Annotated in this window: 15 protein-coding genes; 12 read left to right on the top strand and 3 right to left on the bottom strand. The window is 63.9% G+C overall.

Annotation, left to right across the window (positions count from 1 at the left end; translation table 11 throughout):
- The first annotated feature begins 154 nt into the window (after nt 1-154).
- From map to FFS60_RS12785, 7 genes are all read left to right on the top strand, one after another.
- Nucleotides 155-937 (top strand): type I methionyl aminopeptidase, encoded by a 783-nt coding sequence (gene map, locus FFS60_RS12755; RefSeq protein ID WP_028627441.1) that lies wholly within the window; start codon nt 155-157, stop codon nt 935-937.
- 29 nt (nt 938-966) lie between these two features.
- Nucleotides 967-3,669, top strand: coding sequence for a [protein-PII] uridylyltransferase (locus tag FFS60_RS12760; protein ID WP_137822160.1), 2,703 nt, complete (start codon nt 967-969; stop codon nt 3,667-3,669).
- Between the two features lie 76 nt (nt 3,670-3,745).
- Nucleotides 3,746-4,942 carry a succinyldiaminopimelate transaminase gene (dapC, locus tag FFS60_RS12765; RefSeq protein ID WP_137822161.1) on the top strand — a complete coding sequence of 399 codons (1,197 nt, stop codon included), beginning with the start codon at nt 3,746-3,748 and terminating at the stop codon, nt 4,940-4,942.
- Nucleotides 4,943-4,961: 19 nt separating this feature from the next.
- On the top strand, nt 4,962-5,309 hold the full coding sequence (locus FFS60_RS12770; RefSeq protein ID WP_028627438.1) for an ArsC family reductase: 348 nt from the start codon (nt 4,962-4,964) through the stop codon (nt 5,307-5,309).
- Between the two features lie 108 nt (nt 5,310-5,417).
- On the top strand, nt 5,418-6,452 hold the full coding sequence (dapD, locus tag FFS60_RS12775; RefSeq protein ID WP_028627437.1) for a 2,3,4,5-tetrahydropyridine-2,6-dicarboxylate N-succinyltransferase: 1,035 nt from the start codon (nt 5,418-5,420) through the stop codon (nt 6,450-6,452).
- Between the two features lie 76 nt (nt 6,453-6,528).
- The gene (locus FFS60_RS12780) at nt 6,529-7,734 is read left to right on the top strand and encodes an aminotransferase class V-fold PLP-dependent enzyme (protein ID WP_137822162.1); all 1,206 of its coding nucleotides are present in this window, start codon (nt 6,529-6,531) and stop codon (nt 7,732-7,734) included.
- On the top strand, nt 7,731-8,135 hold the full coding sequence (locus FFS60_RS12785) for a SufE family protein (RefSeq protein WP_137822163.1): 405 nt from the start codon (nt 7,731-7,733) through the stop codon (nt 8,133-8,135). The genes FFS60_RS12780 and FFS60_RS12785 overlap by 4 nt, the downstream gene beginning before the upstream one ends.
- 115 nt (nt 8,136-8,250) lie before the next feature.
- On the opposite strand, the gene tcdA is transcribed toward FFS60_RS12785, so the two are convergent.
- Nucleotides 8,251-9,054 carry a tRNA cyclic N6-threonylcarbamoyladenosine(37) synthase TcdA gene (tcdA, locus tag FFS60_RS12790; protein ID WP_028627434.1) on the bottom strand — a complete coding sequence of 268 codons (804 nt, stop codon included), beginning with the start codon at nt 9,052-9,054 and terminating at the stop codon, nt 8,251-8,253.
- A gap of 152 nt (nt 9,055-9,206) precedes the next feature.
- Between tcdA and FFS60_RS12795 the strand changes: the two genes are divergently transcribed.
- From FFS60_RS12795 to FFS60_RS12815, 5 genes are all read left to right on the top strand, one after another.
- The gene (locus FFS60_RS12795) at nt 9,207-10,358 is read left to right on the top strand and encodes an iron-containing alcohol dehydrogenase (RefSeq protein ID WP_028627433.1); all 1,152 of its coding nucleotides are present in this window, start codon (nt 9,207-9,209) and stop codon (nt 10,356-10,358) included.
- 207 nt (nt 10,359-10,565) lie between these two features.
- On the top strand, nt 10,566-13,160 hold the full coding sequence (locus FFS60_RS12800; protein WP_028627432.1) for a glycosyltransferase: 2,595 nt from the start codon (nt 10,566-10,568) through the stop codon (nt 13,158-13,160).
- A gap of 103 nt (nt 13,161-13,263) precedes the next feature.
- Nucleotides 13,264-14,406 carry a succinyl-diaminopimelate desuccinylase gene (gene dapE / locus FFS60_RS12805; protein ID WP_137822164.1) on the top strand — a complete coding sequence of 381 codons (1,143 nt, stop codon included), beginning with the start codon at nt 13,264-13,266 and terminating at the stop codon, nt 14,404-14,406.
- Entirely contained in the window at nt 14,406-15,209 is an 804-nt protein-coding gene (locus tag FFS60_RS12810) for a putative RNA methyltransferase (protein WP_137822193.1), read from the top strand. The genes dapE and FFS60_RS12810 overlap by 1 nt, the downstream gene beginning before the upstream one ends.
- 10 nt (nt 15,210-15,219) lie before the next feature.
- The gene (locus FFS60_RS12815; protein WP_137822165.1) at nt 15,220-15,591 is read left to right on the top strand and encodes a hypothetical protein; all 372 of its coding nucleotides are present in this window, start codon (nt 15,220-15,222) and stop codon (nt 15,589-15,591) included.
- A gap of 74 nt (nt 15,592-15,665) precedes the next feature.
- On the opposite strand, the gene FFS60_RS12820 is transcribed toward FFS60_RS12815, so the two are convergent.
- Together FFS60_RS12820 and FFS60_RS12825 are read right to left on the bottom strand one after the other, a co-directional pair.
- The gene (locus FFS60_RS12820; protein WP_028627428.1) at nt 15,666-15,875 is read right to left on the bottom strand and encodes a cold-shock protein; all 210 of its coding nucleotides are present in this window, start codon (nt 15,873-15,875) and stop codon (nt 15,666-15,668) included.
- A gap of 327 nt (nt 15,876-16,202) precedes the next feature.
- Nucleotides 16,203-17,198: a DUF4340 domain-containing protein gene (locus tag FFS60_RS12825; RefSeq protein ID WP_137822166.1), complete on the bottom strand. Its 996-nt coding sequence runs from the start codon at nt 17,196-17,198 to the stop codon at nt 16,203-16,205.
- Between the last annotated feature and the right edge of the window lie 3 nt (nt 17,199-17,201).

Raw genomic sequence — 17,201 nt, forward strand, 5'->3', positions numbered from 1 at the left:
ACGCCCGTAAAGCGGCGCGTTTTATAGCACAAAAAGCAGACCCAAGCTACTGGAACGATACGCCGCAAAACAGGCTGCTTCCTGCTAGCCGCTTATGGCTTGCGGCTTGAAGCTGTTAATATCAAGCCTTTTCCGTTTGCGCCCGAGACCCAATATGACCGTCACCATCAAGACGCCCGCAGAAATCGAGAAAATGCGCGTTGCCGGCCGCCTGGCCGCCGAAGTGCTGGAGATGATCGGCGAGCATGTCAAACCCGGCGTGACCACCGAGGAACTGGATCGTATCTGCCACGACTACATCGTCAATGTGCAGCAGGCCATCCCCGCCCCCCTCAACTACAAGGGCTTCCCCAAGTCGATCTGCACCTCGGTCAACCATGTGGTGTGCCATGGCATCCCCAACGAGAAGCCGCTGAAGGATGGCGACATCCTCAATATCGACATCACCGTCATCAAGGACGGCTACCACGGCGACACCAGCAAGATGTTCCTGGTGGGCAAGGCGCCGGAGTGGGCCGACAAGCTCTGCCGCGTAACCCAGGAATGCATGTACAAGGGCATCCAGCTGGTGAAGCCCGGTGCGCGCCTGGGCGATATCGGCGAAGTGATCCAGAAGCATGCCGAGAAGCTCGGTTACTCGGTGGTCCGTGAATACTGCGGCCATGGCATCGGCGCGGTATTCCACGAAGAGCCCCAAGTCCTGCACTACGGCCGCGCCGGCACCGGCATGGAGCTCAAGGAAGGCATGACCTTCACCATCGAGCCGATGATCAACCAGGGCCGCCCGGAAACCCGCCTGCTGGGTGACGGCTGGACCGCCATCACCAAGGACCGCAAGCTTTCCGCCCAGTGGGAGCACACCGTCCTGGTGACTGCCGATGGCTACGAGATCCTCACGCTGCGCAGCGACGATACGCTGGCGCGCACCTCGCCCTGATCACCGACCTATATAAGGAAAGCCGCCCCATGCCGCAGGTGGATCCCGAGTTGTTCGACCGCGGGCAGTTCCAGGCGGAACTGGCCTTGAAGTCCAGCCCCATCGCTGCCTTCAAGAAAGCCATACGCCAGGCCCGTGAAGTGCTCGACAACCGTTTCACCCACGGTCGCGACATCCGTCGCCTGGTGGAGGACCGCGCCTGGTTCGTCGACCAGATCCTGCGGGCGGCATGGGAGCGCTTCGACTGGAGCGAGGACGCCGACATCGCCTTGCTGGCGGTCGGCGGCTACGGGCGCGGCGAGCTGCACCCCTTCTCCGACATCGACCTGCTGATCCTGCTGGACAGCGCTGACCACGAAGTTTTTCGCGAGCCCATCGAAGGCTTCCTCACCCTGCTCTGGGACATCGGCCTGGAAGTCGGCCAGAGCGTACGCTCGGTAGCCGAGTGCGCCGAAGAGGCCCGCGCCGACCTGACGGTGGTCACCAACCTGATGGAAAGCCGCACCATCGCCGGCCCGGAGCACCTTCGCCAGCGCATGCTGGAAGTCACCAGCCCCGAGCAGATGTGGCCGAGCAAGCACTTCTTCCTCGCCAAGCGCAACGAGCAAAAGGCACGTCACGCCAAGTACAACGACACCGAATACAACCTGGAACCCAATGTGAAGGGCTCCCCTGGCGGGCTGCGCGATATCCAGACCATTCTCTGGGTCGCCCGCCGCCAGTTCGGTAGCCTCAACCTGCATGGCCTGGTGCAACAGGGTTTTCTGGTGGAAAGCGAATGCAGCATGCTCGCCTCCAGCCAGGAGTTCCTCTGGAAGGTACGTTACGCCCTGCACATGCTGGCCGGCCGCGCCGAAGACCGTCTGCTGTTCGACCACCAACGCAAGATCGCCGCCCTGCTCGGCTTCGAGGACGGTGACGACAAGCTCGGCATCGAGCGCTTCATGCAGAAGTACTACCGGGTGGTGATGGGAGTTTCCGAACTCAGCGACCTGATCAACCAACATTTCGAGGAAGTCATCCTCCGCGCCGGCGAAACCGGCCAGGCGCAGCCGCTGAACAGTCGCTTCCAACTGCGTGACGGCTACATCGAGGTGACCCACCCCAACGTCTTCAAGCGCACCCCCTTCGCCATGCTGGAAATCTTCGTGCTGATGGCCCAGCACCCGGAGATAAAGGGCGTGCGCGCGGATACCATCCGCCTGCTGCGGGACAGCCGCCACCTGATCGACGACGATTTCCGCAAGGATATCCGCAACACCAGCCTGTTCATTGAGCTGTTCAAGTCTGCCCAAGGCATCCACCGCAACCTGCGGCGGATGAACCGCTACGGCATTCTTGGCCTGTACCTGCCGGAGTTCGGCCAGATCATCGGGCAGATGCAGCACGACCTGTTCCACATCTATACGGTGGACGCCCACACCCTCAACCTGATCAAACACCTGCGCAAGCTGAAATGGCCGGAGCTGGCAGAGAAATTCCCCCTGGCCAGCAAGCTCATCGACAAGCTACCCAAGCCGGAGCTGATCTACCTCGCCGGGCTCTACCACGACATCGGCAAGGGCCGCGGCGGTGACCATTCCGAGCTGGGCGCCGTGGACGCCGAGATATTCTGTGCCCGCCACCATCTCCCGCTATGGGATTCGCGCCTGGTGGCCTGGCTGGTGCAGCACCACCTGGTGATGTCCACCACCGCCCAGCGCAAGGACCTCTCCGACCCGCAGGTGATCTACGACTTCGCCCGCCTGGTGGGCGACCAGACCCGTCTGGACTACCTCTACGTGCTCACCGTGGCCGACATCAACGCCACCAACCCGAGCCTGTGGAACTCCTGGCGCGCCAGCCTGCTGCGTCAGCTCTATACCGAGACCAAGCGCGCCTTGCGCCGCGGCCTGGAGAACCCGCTGGACCGCGAAGAGCAGATCCGCCAGACCCAGTCCGCCGCCATCGACATCCTGGTACGCAACGGTATCGACCAGGACGAGGCCGAGCAGCTCTGGTCGCAACTGGGCGATGACTATTTCCTGCGCCATACCGCCAATGACGTGGCCTGGCACACCGAGGCCATCCTCCAGCATCCGGCCGGCAACGATCCCCTGGTATTGATCAAGGAAACCGCCCAGCGCGAGTTCGAGGGCGCCACCCAGATATTCATCTACGCACCGGACCAGCACGACTTCTTCGCCGTGACCGTGGCCGCCATGTCGCAGTTGAACCTGAACATTCACGACGCGCGGATCATCACCTCCACCAGCCAGTTCACCCTCGACACCTACATCGTGCTCGATGCCGATGGCGGGCGGATCGGCGAGAACCCGGCGCGCATCCGCGAAATCCGCGAAGGCCTGATCGACGCCCTGAAGAACCCGGACGAGTACCCGGCCATCATCCAGCGCCGCGTCCCGCGCCAGCTCAAGCATTTCGCCTTCCCGCCGCAGGTGACCATCTCCAATGACGCCCAGCGCCCGGTAACCATCCTCGAATTGATTGCCCCCGACCGCCCCGGCCTGCTGGCGCGTATCGGGCGCATCTTCCTGGAGTTCGACCTTTCGCTGCAGAACGCCAAGATCGCCACGCTGGGCGAGCGGGTGGAAGACGTCTTCTTCGTCACCGACGCCAACAACCAGCCGCTTTCCGACCCCGAGTTCTGCCTGCGGCTCCAGGAGGCAATCGTCTCCCAGTTGTCCCAAGCCAACGGACAGAGCCTGGACCCGGCGCGGATAAAAATCTGAACCCGTAGGGTGCAATAAGGCCGCTGGCCGGATTGCACCGATTCACCCACGACCTCCCTGTTGACGCCCTACAACCATGAACGAAGCCTTGAACCAACTGCAGCCCTACCCCTTCGAGAAACTCCGCGCCCTGCTGGCCGGCGCCCAGCCACCGGCGGAGAAGAAGGCCATCGCCCTGTCGATCGGCGAGCCCAAGCATCGCTCCCCGGCCTTCGTCGCCGAGGCCCTGGCGGCCAATCTCGACCAGTTGTCGGTCTATCCCACCACCCTGGGTATCCCGGCCCTGCGCGAAGCCATCGCCCAGTGGTGCGAGCGCCGTTTCAAGGTACCGGCTGGCTGGCTCGAGGCCGCTCGCCACGTGCTGCCGGTGAACGGTACCCGCGAGGCGCTGTTTGCCTTCACTCAGGCAGTGGTCAACCGCACCGACAACGGCCTGGTGGTCAGCCCGAACCCCTTCTATCAAATCTACGAAGGTGCAGCCCTGCTGGCCGGCGCCGAGCCCCACTACCTGCCGTGCCTGGCGGAGAACGGCTTCAACCCGGACTTCGACGCCGTTCCAGCGGACGTCTGGCAACGCTGCCAGATCCTCTTCCTCTGCTCGCCGGGCAACCCCACCGGCGCGCTGATCCCGTTGGACACCCTGAAGAAACTGATCGCCCTGGCCGACGAACATGACTTCGTGATCGCTGCCGACGAGTGCTACAGCGAGCTTTACTTCGACGAACAGAACCCGCCGGCCGGCCTGCTCACAGCCTGCGCCGAACTGGGCCGCTCGGACTTCAAGCGCTGCGTGGTTTTCCACAGCCTGTCCAAGCGTTCCAACCTGCCCGGCCTGCGCTCCGGCTTCGTCGCCGGCGACGCCGATATCCTCAAGTCTTTCCTGCTGTACCGCACCTACCACGGCTGTGCCATGCCGGTGCAGACCCAACTGGCCAGCGTCGCCGCCTGGAACGACGAAGTCCACGTACGTGCCAACCGCGCGCTGTACCGCGAGAAGTTCGATGCCATGCTGGATATCCTCGGCCCGGTTCTGGACGTGCAGCGCCCGGACGGCGGCTTCTACCTCTGGCCGAAGACTCCGGTGGACGACGAAACCTTCACCCGTGAACTGTTCGCCCGTGAGCACGTCACAGTGGTCCCCGGTTCCTACCTGTCGCGCGCCGTGAATGGCTTCAACCCGGGTGCCGGCCGAGTGCGCATGGCCCTGGTGGCCCCGCTGGCCGAGTGCGTCGAAGCCGGCGAACGTATCCGCGCCTTCATCAAGGGACTGTGAGCCTCAAAGGAACGACACGATGAGCATCACCCTCTACGGCATCAAAGCCTGCGACACCATGAAGAAAGCCCGAACCTGGCTCGAAGAGCAGGGCGTGAGCTACAGCTTCCATGACTACAAGGCCTCGGCCATCGACCGCGCCAACCTGGAGAAATGGTGCGCCGAGCACGGCTGGGAAACCGTCCTGAACCGCGCCGGCACCACCTTCCGCAAACTGGATGACGCGCAGAAGGCCGACCTGGACCAAGACAAGGCCATTACCCTTATGCTGGCCCAGCCGTCGATGATCAAGCGCCCGGTGCTCGACCTGGGTGATCGCACCCTGGTCGGCTTCAAGCCGGACCTCTACGCTGCCGCCTTCAAGTAACCATGACTACCGCCCAGGCGTTCATCCCACTTGCCAGCCGTGCGCCGGAACCTGCGTGCACGGCTATGCGCAACGCCTGATCAACACCCTTCAGCAAGAGGAATCCTCATGTCCAACGCACTCTTCAGCATCGCCTTCGGCGTCGGCACCCAGAACCGCCAGGGCAACTGGCTCGAAGTCTTTTACGCCCAGCCCCTGCTCAAGCCCTCGGAACAATTGGTAGCTGCCGTCGCCCCGGTGATCGGCTACAGCGCCGGTAACCAGGCCATCGCCATCAGCAATGCCCAGGCCACCCAGCTGGCCACTGCCCTGAAGGACATCGACGCCACCCAGGCCGCGCTGCTGACCCGCCTGGCCGAGAGCCAGAAACCGCTGGTCGCCACCCTGCTGGCCGAAGACGCCGCACTGACTTCCACGCCTGAGGCCTACCTCAAGCTGCACCTGCTGTCCCACCGCCTGGCCAAGCCCCATGGCCTGAACCTGACCGGCATCTTCCCGCTGCTGCCAAACGTGGCCTGGACCAGCCAGGGCGCCGTCGACCTGTCCGAGCTGGCCGGGCGCCAGCTGGAAGCCCGCCTGAAGGGCGAGCTGCTGGAAGTCTTCTCCGTGGACAAGTTCCCGAAAATGACCGACTACGTGGTTCCGGCCGGCGTCCGCATCGCCGACACCGCCCGTGTGCGCCTGGGCGCCTACGTGGGTGAAGGCACCACCGTGATGCACGAAGGCTTCATCAACTTCAACGCCGGCACCGAAGGCCCTGGCATGATCGAAGGCCGCGTTTCCGCGGGCGTCTTCGTCGGCAAGGGCTCGGACCTGGGCGGCGGTTGCTCCACCATGGGCACCCTGTCCGGCGGCGGCAACATCGTCATCTCCGTAGGCGAAGGCTGCCTGATCGGCGCTAACGCCGGCATCGGCATCCCGCTGGGCGACCGCAACATCGTCGAAGCTGGCCTGTACATCACAGCCGGCACCAAAGTGGCCCTGTTGGACGACCAGAATCAGTTGGTGAAAGTCGTCAAGGCGCGCGACCTGGCCGGCCAACCGGACCTGCTGTTCCGCCGCAACTCGCAGAACGGCGCGGTCGAGTGCAAGACCAACAAGACCGCGATCGAGCTGAACGAAGCCCTCCACGCCCATAACTGAAACTAAGCTTGAAGCTGGAGGCCCGAAGCAGATTGGCTTCCAGCTTCCCTTCCCGCCTCCAGCGTTCAAGCGTGCCATGTCCCTGACTTCTCCCTGGCGTTCCGACTTCCCTGCCCTTTCGGCCCTCGCGGCCGAGGGACAGACCTACCTCGACAGCGCCGCGACCGCACAAAAGCCCCAGGCTGTACTGGACGCCCTGCTTGGCTACTACGCCAGTGGTGCCGCCAATGTGCATCGCGCCCAGCATCTGCCTGGCGAGCGCGCCACCCGGGCCTTCGAAGGTACCCGCACCCATGCGGCGCACTGGTTGAACGCGGCAAGCCCGGCGGAAGTCCTCTTCACCCGTGGCACCACGGAAGCCATCAACCTGTTGGCCTATGGCCTGGAGCACCTGTTCCACCCCGGTGACGAGATCGTTGTCAGCGCCTTGGAACACCACGCCAATCTGCTGCCCTGGCAGCAACTGGCACTGCGCAAGCAGCTCAAGCTGGTTGTACTGCCGCTGGACGACCGAGGCCGGATCGACCTGGAGCGGGCGCGCACGCTGATCGGTCCACGCACCCGCCTTGTAGCGGTAAGCCAGCTCTCCAACGTCCTCGGCCGCTGGCAGCCGCTGACCGAGCTGCTGCCCTTGGCGCGCAGCCAGGGTGCCCTGACCGTAGTGGACGGTGCCCAGGGCGCAGTCCATGGCCGCCACGACGTACAGGCGCTGGGGTGCGATTTCTACGCGTTCTCCAGCCACAAACTCTATGGCCCGGACGGCGTTGGTGTGCTCTACGGCCGCAGTGATGCGCTGGCACGCCTGAAACACTGGCAGTTCGGTGGCGAAATGGTGCACACCGCCACCTACCAGACGGCCGACTTCCACGGCGCGCCCCTGGGCTTCGAGGCCGGCACCCCGGCCATCGCCTCGGTAATCGGCCTGGGCGCCGCGCTGGAGTACCTGAACAGCCTGGACGCTGCCGCCGTCGCCGGCCACGAGGCTGCCCTGCACGCCAAGCTGCTGGCCGGACTGGCCGCCCGAGACGGCGTACACCTGCTGGGCGAACCTCAGCTGGCCCTGGCCAGTTTCACCATCGAGGGTGTGCATAACGCCGACCTGGCCCACCTGCTCACCGAGCAGGGCATTGCCGTGCGTGCTGGCCATCACTGCGCGATGCCGCTAATGCAAAACCTCGGCCTGCAGGGCGCCATACGTGCCTCTCTGGGCCTCTATAACGACGGCGAAGATCTGGAGCGCTTCTTCAGTGCCCTGGACAAGGCTATGGAACTGTTGCGATGAGCCTGCCGGAACCAGCCCGCAAAGCCCTCGATGCCTTCACTGCCGCGGGTAGCTGGGAACAGCGCGCGCGCCTGCTGATGCAATGGGGCGAGCGACTGGAAGCCCTGACCGACGCCGAGCGCAGCGACGCCAACCGGGTACATGGCTGTGAAAGCCAGGTCTGGCTGGTGGGAGAGATGCGCGATGGCCAATGGCACTTCCGCGCTGCCAGCGATGCTCGGCTGATCCGAGGCCTGCTGGCGGTGCTGCTGGCACGGGTCGAGGGCCTTGCGGCCGAAGAACTGGCGACTGTCGACCTGGCGGACTGGTTCAACCGACTGGGACTGGGCCGGCAGTTGTCGCCATCACGCAGCAACGGCCTGAATGCCGTGCTCAAGAAAATGCGCGAGATGCCCCTGTAGAAGGGGCCAATTCATTCGCCAAGACACAAGGCAGATATTCCGTAGGATGGGTAGAGCCCGCGAAACCTATCTACCGGGGTCCACATGGGTTTCGTTCCTCAACCCATCCTACGCGTCAGGATGCGGTTCGTTCCGACGGCCTGCGCGCTCCGGCCACCAACTTATCCACAGCCCTTGCCGCCGCCACCATGCCGAAAGTGGCGGTCACCATCATCACCGCGCCAAACCCACCGGCGCAGTCCAGCTTCACGCCTTCACCAACGAAGCTCTTCTGCTGGCACACCGAACCGTCCGGCTTCGGATAACGCAGCTGCTCAGTGGAGAACACGCAGGGCACGCTGTAGGTGCGTCCCGGCGTGCGGGAGAAGTTGTAGTCGCGGCGCAGCGTGGAGCGCACCTTGGCCGCGAGGGGGTCGTTGAAGGTCTTGTTCAGATCGGCGACCTGGATCTGGGTCGGATCGACCTGGCCGCCGGCGCCGCCGGTGGTGACGATCTGGATCTTGCGCCGCTTGCACCAGGCAATCAGCGCCGCCTTGGCCGCCACGCTGTCGATGCAGTCGATCACCGCATCCATCTCCGGGGTGATGTACTCGGCCATGGTCTCGCGGGTGACGAAGTCGGCCACGGCATGGACCACGCAGGCCGGGTTGATGCCGCGAATGCGCTCTGCCATCACATCCACCTTGGCCTTGCCCACGGCACCTTCGATGGCATGCACCTGGCGATTGGTGTTGGTGATGCAGACGTCGTCCAGGTCGAACAGGGATATTTCCCCCACCCCGGAGCGCGCCAGGGCCTCGGCCGCCCAGGAACCCACGCCGCCGATGCCGACCACAGCCACATGGGCCGCCTGCAACCGGGCAAGTCCTTCCAGGCCATAAAGCCGGGCAATACCGCCGAAACGCTCGTCTGTACTCATGCCAATCACTCCCATCGCCAACCTTCGGGCGGGCGCGCATTATAGGAAGCGCGATCCCTCGGCCCAAGTCCATCGCCGCTGAATGGTGGCCCATAGATTCGGTCACGGTCCGCCAGGGCTATAGTCGCCCGATAACGACAAGGGAGCCGGTCATGCGCAATTTCACCTTCTACAACCCCACCCGCATCCACTTCGGCGAAGGCCAGATATCCAAACTGACGCGCGATGTTCCGGCCGGCAGCCGGGTGCTGGTCACCCACGGCGGCGGCAGCATCTTCCAGAACGGCGTCTGGCAGCAGGTGGAACAAGCGCTGGCAGGCCATCAACTGACCCGATTCGGCGGCATCGAAGCCAATCCGCAGTTCGACACCCTGGTCAAGGCCGCCCAATTGGCCAGGACCGAGCAGTGCGACTTCATCGTCGCCGTGGGGGGCGGTTCGGTGATCGATGGCAGCAAGTTCATCGCCGCTGCCGCGTGCCACGACGGCGACCCGCTGGAGCTGCTCAGCGGCAAGCGCATCACCGCCGCCCTGCCCATGGGTTGCGTCCTGACGCTGGCCGCCACCGGCTCCGAAAGCAACCCACACGGCGTGGTCACCCATGTCGCCCGCCAAGAGAAGCTGCCCTTCTCCAGCGCCCTGCTCTACCCGCGCTTCGCCATCCTCGACCCGCGCACCACCTTCAGCCTGCCTGCACGGCAGATCGGCAACGGCGTGGTGGATGCCTTCGTCCACACCATCGAGCAGTACCTGACCTACCCGGCCGATGCACCCCTGCAGGACCGTTACGCCGAAGGCCTGCTGCTGACCCTGATAGAGGAAGGCCCGAAGGCACTGACCAACCCCGAGGACTATGCCGTGCGGGCCAACCTGATGTGGTGCGCCACCCAGGCCCTGAATGGCCTGCTCGGCTGCGGCGTGCCGCAGGATTGGTCGACCCACATGATCGGCCACGAACTGACCGCGCTCTACCACATCGACCACGCCCAGACCCTGGCCGTGGTGTTGCCCGCACTGCTAGCAGAGCGCCGCCAGGTCAAACGCGAAAAGCTGCTGCAATACGCGACCCGCGTCTGGGGCCTCAAGGAAGGGGACGAAGAGCAACGCATCGATGCCGCGATCCAGGCCACCCGCGACTTCTTCAAACGCATGGGCGTGCCCACCCGTCTGTCTGAACACGGCCTGGACGCCGATGTGATCCCCCAGGTGCTGGCACAACTGGAGCGCCACGGCATGACCGCCCTGAGCGAGCGCCGCGACCTCGATCTGGAAGCCAGCGAACGCATTCTTCTCAGGGCGCTGTGAGGCTGACCTGGAACAATCCGAAGCGGCTTTTTGCCACATTGGCCGAACTTCTGAAGCCTCAGGCAAACAAACGAACAGTCGGAGACAGCCATCTGGCCCTCCAGCTGGTTGCAATCTATACAGCTGTTGGGCGCCGGGGTAGGATTCGCGCCGTCCAGCAACCCGCTGGCCCTACCCTAGTTCCAAGCTTCGGAACCCTTGACCTCTATGCCATCGCGTAAATTTGGACTCAACCTGGTGGTCTTCGTGGCAGTTGCCGCGTTGTTCACCGGTATCTGGGCACTTTACAACCGCCCGGTCACCGCGCCGGACTGGCCGGAACAGATCTCCGGCTACTCTTTCTCGCCCTTCCGCGCGGATCAGAACCCCCAGCAAAACCGTTACCCCAACGACGAACAGATCCGTCAGGACCTCGAGCTGCTGAGCAAGCAGACCGACAACATCCGGACCTACTCGGTCGACGGCACCCTGGCGGACATCCCTCGTCTGGCCGAAGAATTCGGCCTGCGGGTGACCTTGGGCGTCTGGATCAGCCCGGATGAAGAGCGCAACGAGCGCGAGATCGCCAAGGCCATCGAAATCGCCAACACCTCCCGCAGCGTCGTTCGCGTGGTCGTAGGCAACGAAGCCCTGTTCCGCCGCGAGATCAGCCGCAAGGACCTGGTGGTCTACCTGGACCGCGTTCGCGCCGCCGTGAAAGTGCCGGTGACCACGTCCGAACAGTGGCACATCTGGCTGAAGTACCCGGAACTGGCCAAACACGTGGACCTGGTTGCGGCCCACGTGCTGCCGTACTGGGAATTCGTGCCGATGGAGGACTCCACCGAGTTCGTCCTGGAGCGCGCCAAGGACCTGAAGAAGGCCTTCCCGAAAAAGCCCCTGCTCCTCTCTGAAGTGGGTTGGCCGAGCAACGGCCGCATGCGCGGCGGCGCCGACGCCTCCCAGGCCGACCAGGCCATCTACCTGCGCACCCTGGTCAACGCCCTGAACGCCAAGGGCTACAACTACTTCGTGATCGAAGCCTTCGACCAGCCGTGGAAGGCCAGTGACGAGGGCGCGGTGGGTGCCTACTGGGGCGTCTACAACCTGGAACGCCAGCCGAAATTCGCCTTCGAAGGCCCGGTGATTGCCATCCCACAATGGCGCATGCTCGCGGTGGCCTCGGTAGTCATGGCGCTACTGGCCCTGGCCCTGATGTTGATCGACGGAAGCGCCCTGCGCCAGCGCGGCCGCACCTTCCTGACCTTCGTCGCCTTCGCCGGCGGCTCGGTACTGGTGTGGATCGCCTACGACTACAGCCAGCAGTACAGCACCTGGTTCAGCCTGACGGTCGGCCTGTTACTCGGTGTCGGCGCCCTCGGCGTGTTCATCGTGCTGCTGACCGAGGCCCACGAACTGGCCGAAGCCGTCTGGGTACGCAAGCGCCGACGTCCCTTCCTGCCGGTACTGGCCGACAGCGCCTACCGCCCGAAAGTCTCGGTGCACGTGCCCTGCTACAACGAGCCTCCGGAGATGGTCAAACAGACCCTCGACGCCCTGGCCAACCTCGACTATCCGGACTACGAAGTCCTGATCATCGACAACAACACCAAGGACCCGGCCGTCTGGGAACCGGTGCGCGACTACTGCGAGCAACTGGGCCCGCGCTTCAAGTTCTTCCACGTTGCCCCGCTGGAAGGCTTCAAGGGTGGCGCGCTGAACTACATCCTGCCGTACACCGCACCGGACGCCGAAGTCGTGGCGGTGATCGACTCCGATTACTGTGTCGACCGCAACTGGCTGAAGTACATGGTTCCGCACTTCGCCGACCCGGAAATCGCCGTGGTGCAGTCGCCGCAGGACTATCGCGACGGTAACGAAAACACCTTCAAGAAGCTCTGCTATGCGGAGTACAAGGGCTTCTTCCATATCGGCATGGTCACCCGCAACGACCGCAACGCCATCATCCAGCACGGCACCATGACCATGATCCGTCGCAGCGTGATGGACGAGCTGAAATGGGCCGACTGGACCATTTGCGAAGACGCCGAACTGGGTCTGCGCGTGTTCAAGAGCGGGTATGCGGCGGCCTATGCGCACGAGAGCTTTGGCCGTGGACTGATGCCGGACACCTTCATCGACTACAAGAAGCAGCGTTTCCGCTGGGCCTACGGCGCCGTCCAGATCATGAAGGGGCACGCCCGCAGCTTGTTCCTGGGGCAGGACTCCAAGCTCAAGCAAGGCCAGCGCTACCACTTCATTGCAGGCTGGCTGCCCTGGGTCGCCGATGGCCTGAACATCTTCTTCACCATCGGTGCCTTGCTCTGGTCCGCGGCGATGATCATCGTGCCGCAACGGGTCGACCCGCCACTGCTGATCTTCGCCATCCCGCCGCTGGCGCTGTTCTTCTTCAAGGTGGGCAAGATCGTGTTCCTCTACCAGCGCGCGGTGGGGGTCAACCTGAAGGATGCCTTCTGCGCCGCGGTAGCGGGGCTCGCGCTCTCGCACACCATCGCCAAGGCCGTGCTCTACGGCTTCTTCACCAAGAGCATTCCGTTCTTCCGCACGCCGAAAATGCGAACCAATCACGGGCTGCTGATGGCCCTGGCCGAAGCCCGCGAAGAGGTCTTCGTGATGCTGCTGCTCTGGGGCGCGGCCATTGGCATCGCCATCGTCCAGGGCATGCCCAGTCCGGACGTGAAATTCTGGGTGGCCATGCTGCTGGTGCAGTCGCTGCCCTACCTGGCGGCGCTGATCATGGCCCTGCTCTCCTCCCTGCCAAAGAGCCAGGAGGAGCAGGAAGAAGAAGTCGCTACAGCCTGATAGCGAGCGAAACCCTTAAACGGCGGCCATTGGCCGCCGTTCTTGCTTTAAGATAACCGCCTTTTCACCCTGTCAGTTTCCGCGCTGCTTTCCGGAGCCTTCCATGCCTGCCCTGTCCCCCACCCTCGAACTCGCCTGCGAGCTTATCCGTCGCCCCTCGGTCACCCCGGTCGACGAAGGCTGCCAGGACCTGATGATGCGCCGACTGGAAGCCGCGGGCTTCCGCATCGAGCGCATGCGCATCGAGGACGTGGAGAACTTCTGGGCCATCCGTGGCGGCGACGGCCCGGTGCTCTGCTTCGCGGGTCATACCGACGTGGTGCCCACTGGCCCGGTGCAAGCCTGGCAGCATCAGCCATTCGATGCCCTGATTGACGAGCAGGGCATGCTCTGCGGCCGTGGTGCGGCGGACATGAAGGGCAGCCTGGCAGCCATGGTGGTGGCAGTTGAGCGTTTCGTCGCCGAGCACCCGCAACACAAGGGCGCCATCGCCTTCCTCATCACCAGTGACGAGGAAGGCCCCGCCCACCACGGCACCAAGGCCGTGGTCGAGCGCCTGGCCGCCCGCGGCGAGCGCCTGGACTGGTGCATCGTCGGTGAACCGTCGAGCACCTCGCTGGTAGGCGATGTGGTGAAGAACGGCCGACGCGGCTCCCTGGGCGGCAAGCTGACCGTACGCGGCGTGCAAGGCCACGTGGCCTACCCGCACCTGGCGAAGAATCCCATTCACCTGATCGCCCCGGCCCTGGCCGAACTCGCTGCCGAGCACTGGGACGACGGTAACGCCTTCTTCCCGCCCACCAGTTTCCAGGTCTCCAACCTCAATTCCGGCACCGGCGCCACCAACGTCATCCCTGGCGAGCTGGTGGCGGTATTCAACTTCCGCTTCTCCACCGAATCCACCGTGGAAGGCCTGCAGCGCCGCGTCGAGGCCATCCTCGACAAGCACGGCCTGGACTACCACCTGGAATGGGCCCTGTCCGGCCTGCCCTTCCTCACCCAGCCGGGTGAGTTGCTGGACGCGGTGTCCGCCAGCATCAAAGCCATCACCGGCCGCAATACCACCCCGTCCACCAGCGGCGGCACCTCCGATGGCCGTTTCATCGCCACCATGGGTACCCAGGTGGTCGAACTCGGCCCGGTGAACGCGACAATCCACCAGGTCAACGAACGCGTGCTGGCCAGCGACCTGGACCTGCTGGCTGACATCTACCAGCAGACCCTGGTCCGCCTGCTCGCCCAATGATGCTCATCTGCCCCCTCTGCCAGGGCGCGCTGAGCGCCCACGACCGGGGACTGGTATGCCCGGCCAACCACAGCTTCGACCGCGCGCGCCAGGGCTACTACAACCTGCTGCCGGTACAGCACAAGAAAAGCCGTGACCCGGGCGACAACGCCACCATGGTCGAAGCGCGTCGGCGGTTCCTCGATGGCGGCCACTACGCGCCGCTGGCCAACCGCCTGGCTGCGCTCGCGGCCAAGTACGATCCCGAGCGCTGGCTGGATATCGGCTGCGGCGAAGGCTATTACACCAGCCAGTTGGCCATGGCCCTGCCTGCGACCGACGGCTACGCCCTGGATATCTCTCGTGAAGCGGTGAAACGCGCCTGCCGCCGCACCCCGCAGCTGCATTGGCTGGTGGCGAGCATGGCGCGAGTGCCCCTGGCTGATGGCAGCTGCCAATTGCTGGCCAGCGTCTTCAGTCCGCTGGATTGGCAGGAGGCGTTGCGCCTGCTAGCGCCCGGCGGTGGCTTGCTGCGCATGGGGCCAACCCGCGGCCACCTGCTGGAGTTGCGCGAGAAGCTCTACGACGAGGTCCGCGACTACGACGATCAGAAGCACCTGGCGCAGATCCCGACAGGCATGCGTCTGGCCCACAGCGAGACCTTGACCTATCGCCTCCACCTGGCCGACTCGGAGGCTCGCGCCGACCTGTTGGCCATGACCCCGCACGGCTGGCGCGCCAATGCCGAGCGCCGTGCAGCCGTGGTGGCAGAAGCCTTCGATGTGACGGTGTCCATTCGCTACGATTGGATCGAGAAAGTTTAGGGAGTTTCCCATGCGCCAACCCGATATCGAGATTTACCTCAAGGACACCGACCAGGAAGCCGTGACTGCCTGGCTCAACGAGGCGCTGGGTGCCTGCACGCCCTGGCAGCAAAAGGGGCAAACCTTCAAATGCCTGGCGGGAAGCATCCCGGTCACCTGGCTGCCGAAGGCCGTCGGAAAATGGAACAGCCTCTACCTGGAGAGCGACGCCACGCCTTGGGACGATGATCTGGGTTGCGCCCGTGCAGCCTTTGCGGCCCTCGGGGTCGAAATCCGCTGCGCGCCAGGTGGCTGGCAGGAAACGCAGGGCGAAGAGGATGCCGACCGCTGGATCAAGGTGAATGCAGAAGGCGAGCAGGAATTCATCTGGCGCACCGATTGAAAAACCGGCTGCCCGGATACAGGCATCACAAAAAGCAAAAGGCCCGTCACTGACGGGCCTTTTGTTTTCGAGTCTCAGACCCTGGCGACGTCTTCCGCCTGCAGGCCTTTCTGACCCTGGATCACGGAAAACTCCACTTTCTGGCCTTCCAGCAGAGAGCGGTGCCCCTCGCCGCGGATAGCGCGGTAGTGAACGAACACATCAGGACCGCTTTCGCGCTGAATGAAACCATAGCCCTTGGCGTCATTGAACCACTTGACGGTTCCGACCTCACGATCAGCCATTACTGCTCTCTCCAACTCGCAATTTTGTTGTTTGCCCCCTTTAGTGGGGGTTTCGACGGTGCGGTAAAGACGTTCTTCTTGTTATATCCAACCCCGGCGGAATCAAGCTTGGAGCGGGTATTCGAATGGCGTTCTTTTTATGACCGCGATCGGAGTATACGACAAGAGTTCGCGCTGAAAAGCACTTTTTTATGACAGTGCAGAATGGCCGTGCCACGCGGGCTGGACGCCCTTTTTTGGTTCTTTCGAAGTACAAAATGGGGCATAAGGAAAGGCGGAAATGAACGGTCCATTGTCCGATTTACCGCCTTCCTTCACTAACTTGCACTACTTGGCGGTAAGTACATCCTCGAGCCTCTTGGCCAGTGCCTGATAGTGGAATGGCTCCAGTCGATAGGCCCAATCCAGTTTACCCGGCACCTGGTCGTTGCTCAGCTTCTGCCTGTCCTTGAGTACCAGCCAGGGTTGCTCGCCCTGGCCGTAGACCTCACCACGCAACTCGCCACCGTCGAAGGTGGAAAGGCTGAACGCCAGCATCGGTTTGCCCTTGAACTGCACCTGCGCCAAGGGAGCGTTGTCGGCGAATTCCAGGCCAGCGAAGAGGGTGGCCATACCATTGGCTGCAGCCTCGTAGGCCAGACGGCGCCCCTTCGGCAATTGCTTGAGCTTGAGATTGGGTTCCTCAGCCGAGTCGCGGTAGACGGTCAGGCGGCTGCCGTTCGGATAGACGACCTCCACCTGCCGGACACTGGCAAACGGAATCTCGATCACTCGGCGGTCCAGCCAGTTGAGTTCGGTCTGCGGCATCGGCATGGCCTGGTCGACCAGCCACACCTGGTTGTCACCGTAGCGACGAACCAGTTGTCCTTTGCCCTGCTGTGCCGGCTTGCCGACCAGCAAGTCCAGAGGCGCTTCGCTGCCGCGTTCCAGCGTGATCCGCGTACCCTGCTCCTCGACGCTGCCCTTGTCGGCCAGGCCGACACGGCCATGCAATCCAGGGTTAGCGGTCTTGGCTTCCACCTTGCGCGCTTCCGTCAGCGCCCGTAGCAAGGCCGCCACGGGTTGTCCCGCTGCCGGGTAGTCGGCCTTGGCCGGCAGTACCCAGACGCCGTCCTTACGCACCAACTGCAGATCGGGCTGCCCGGGCAATCGCACGTCCAGCGCAGTCACCGCTGCCGATTCGCCTTGCAGCTCGGGCAGCCATAACTCGCGGCTGGCGCTGGGCGGCTGCGGTTGAGGCCGCGAGCCGTCCTGCTGGATGACGTAGGCCGCAGTCAGGCCGGCGGCCAGCAGGGCAAGAAAGATCAGTCCTTTGCGTCCCATGCT

The organism is Pseudomonas sp. D(2018) (genome assembly GCF_005502555.1).
Classification (GTDB): domain Bacteria; phylum Pseudomonadota; class Gammaproteobacteria; order Pseudomonadales; family Pseudomonadaceae; genus Metapseudomonas; species Metapseudomonas resinovorans.

Excerpts from the sequence above, each read along its gene's own strand:
- map (WP_028627441.1), top strand. The coding sequence starts at position 155 with ATGACCGTCACCATCAAGACGCCCGCAGAAATCGAGAAAATGCGCGTT.
- FFS60_RS12760 (WP_137822160.1), top strand. The coding sequence starts at position 967 with ATGCCGCAGGTGGATCCCGAGTTGTTCGACCGCGGGCAGTTCCAGGCG.
- dapC (WP_137822161.1), top strand. The coding sequence starts at position 3,746 with ATGAACGAAGCCTTGAACCAACTGCAGCCCTACCCCTTCGAGAAACTC.
- FFS60_RS12770 (WP_028627438.1), top strand. The coding sequence starts at position 4,962 with ATGAGCATCACCCTCTACGGCATCAAAGCCTGCGACACCATGAAGAAA.
- dapD (WP_028627437.1), top strand. The coding sequence starts at position 5,418 with ATGTCCAACGCACTCTTCAGCATCGCCTTCGGCGTCGGCACCCAGAAC.
- FFS60_RS12780 (WP_137822162.1), top strand. The coding sequence starts at position 6,529 with ATGTCCCTGACTTCTCCCTGGCGTTCCGACTTCCCTGCCCTTTCGGCC.
- FFS60_RS12785 (WP_137822163.1), top strand. The coding sequence starts at position 7,731 with ATGAGCCTGCCGGAACCAGCCCGCAAAGCCCTCGATGCCTTCACTGCC.
- tcdA (WP_028627434.1), bottom strand. The coding sequence starts at position 9,054 with ATGAGTACAGACGAGCGTTTCGGCGGTATTGCCCGGCTTTATGGCCTG.
- FFS60_RS12795 (WP_028627433.1), top strand. The coding sequence starts at position 9,207 with ATGCGCAATTTCACCTTCTACAACCCCACCCGCATCCACTTCGGCGAA.
- FFS60_RS12800 (WP_028627432.1), top strand. The coding sequence starts at position 10,566 with ATGCCATCGCGTAAATTTGGACTCAACCTGGTGGTCTTCGTGGCAGTT.
- dapE (WP_137822164.1), top strand. The coding sequence starts at position 13,264 with ATGCCTGCCCTGTCCCCCACCCTCGAACTCGCCTGCGAGCTTATCCGT.
- FFS60_RS12810 (WP_137822193.1), top strand. The coding sequence starts at position 14,406 with ATGCTCATCTGCCCCCTCTGCCAGGGCGCGCTGAGCGCCCACGACCGG.
- FFS60_RS12815 (WP_137822165.1), top strand. The coding sequence starts at position 15,220 with ATGCGCCAACCCGATATCGAGATTTACCTCAAGGACACCGACCAGGAA.
- FFS60_RS12820 (WP_028627428.1), bottom strand. The coding sequence starts at position 15,875 with ATGGCTGATCGTGAGGTCGGAACCGTCAAGTGGTTCAATGACGCCAAG.
- FFS60_RS12825 (WP_137822166.1), bottom strand. The coding sequence starts at position 17,198 with ATGGGACGCAAAGGACTGATCTTTCTTGCCCTGCTGGCCGCCGGCCTG.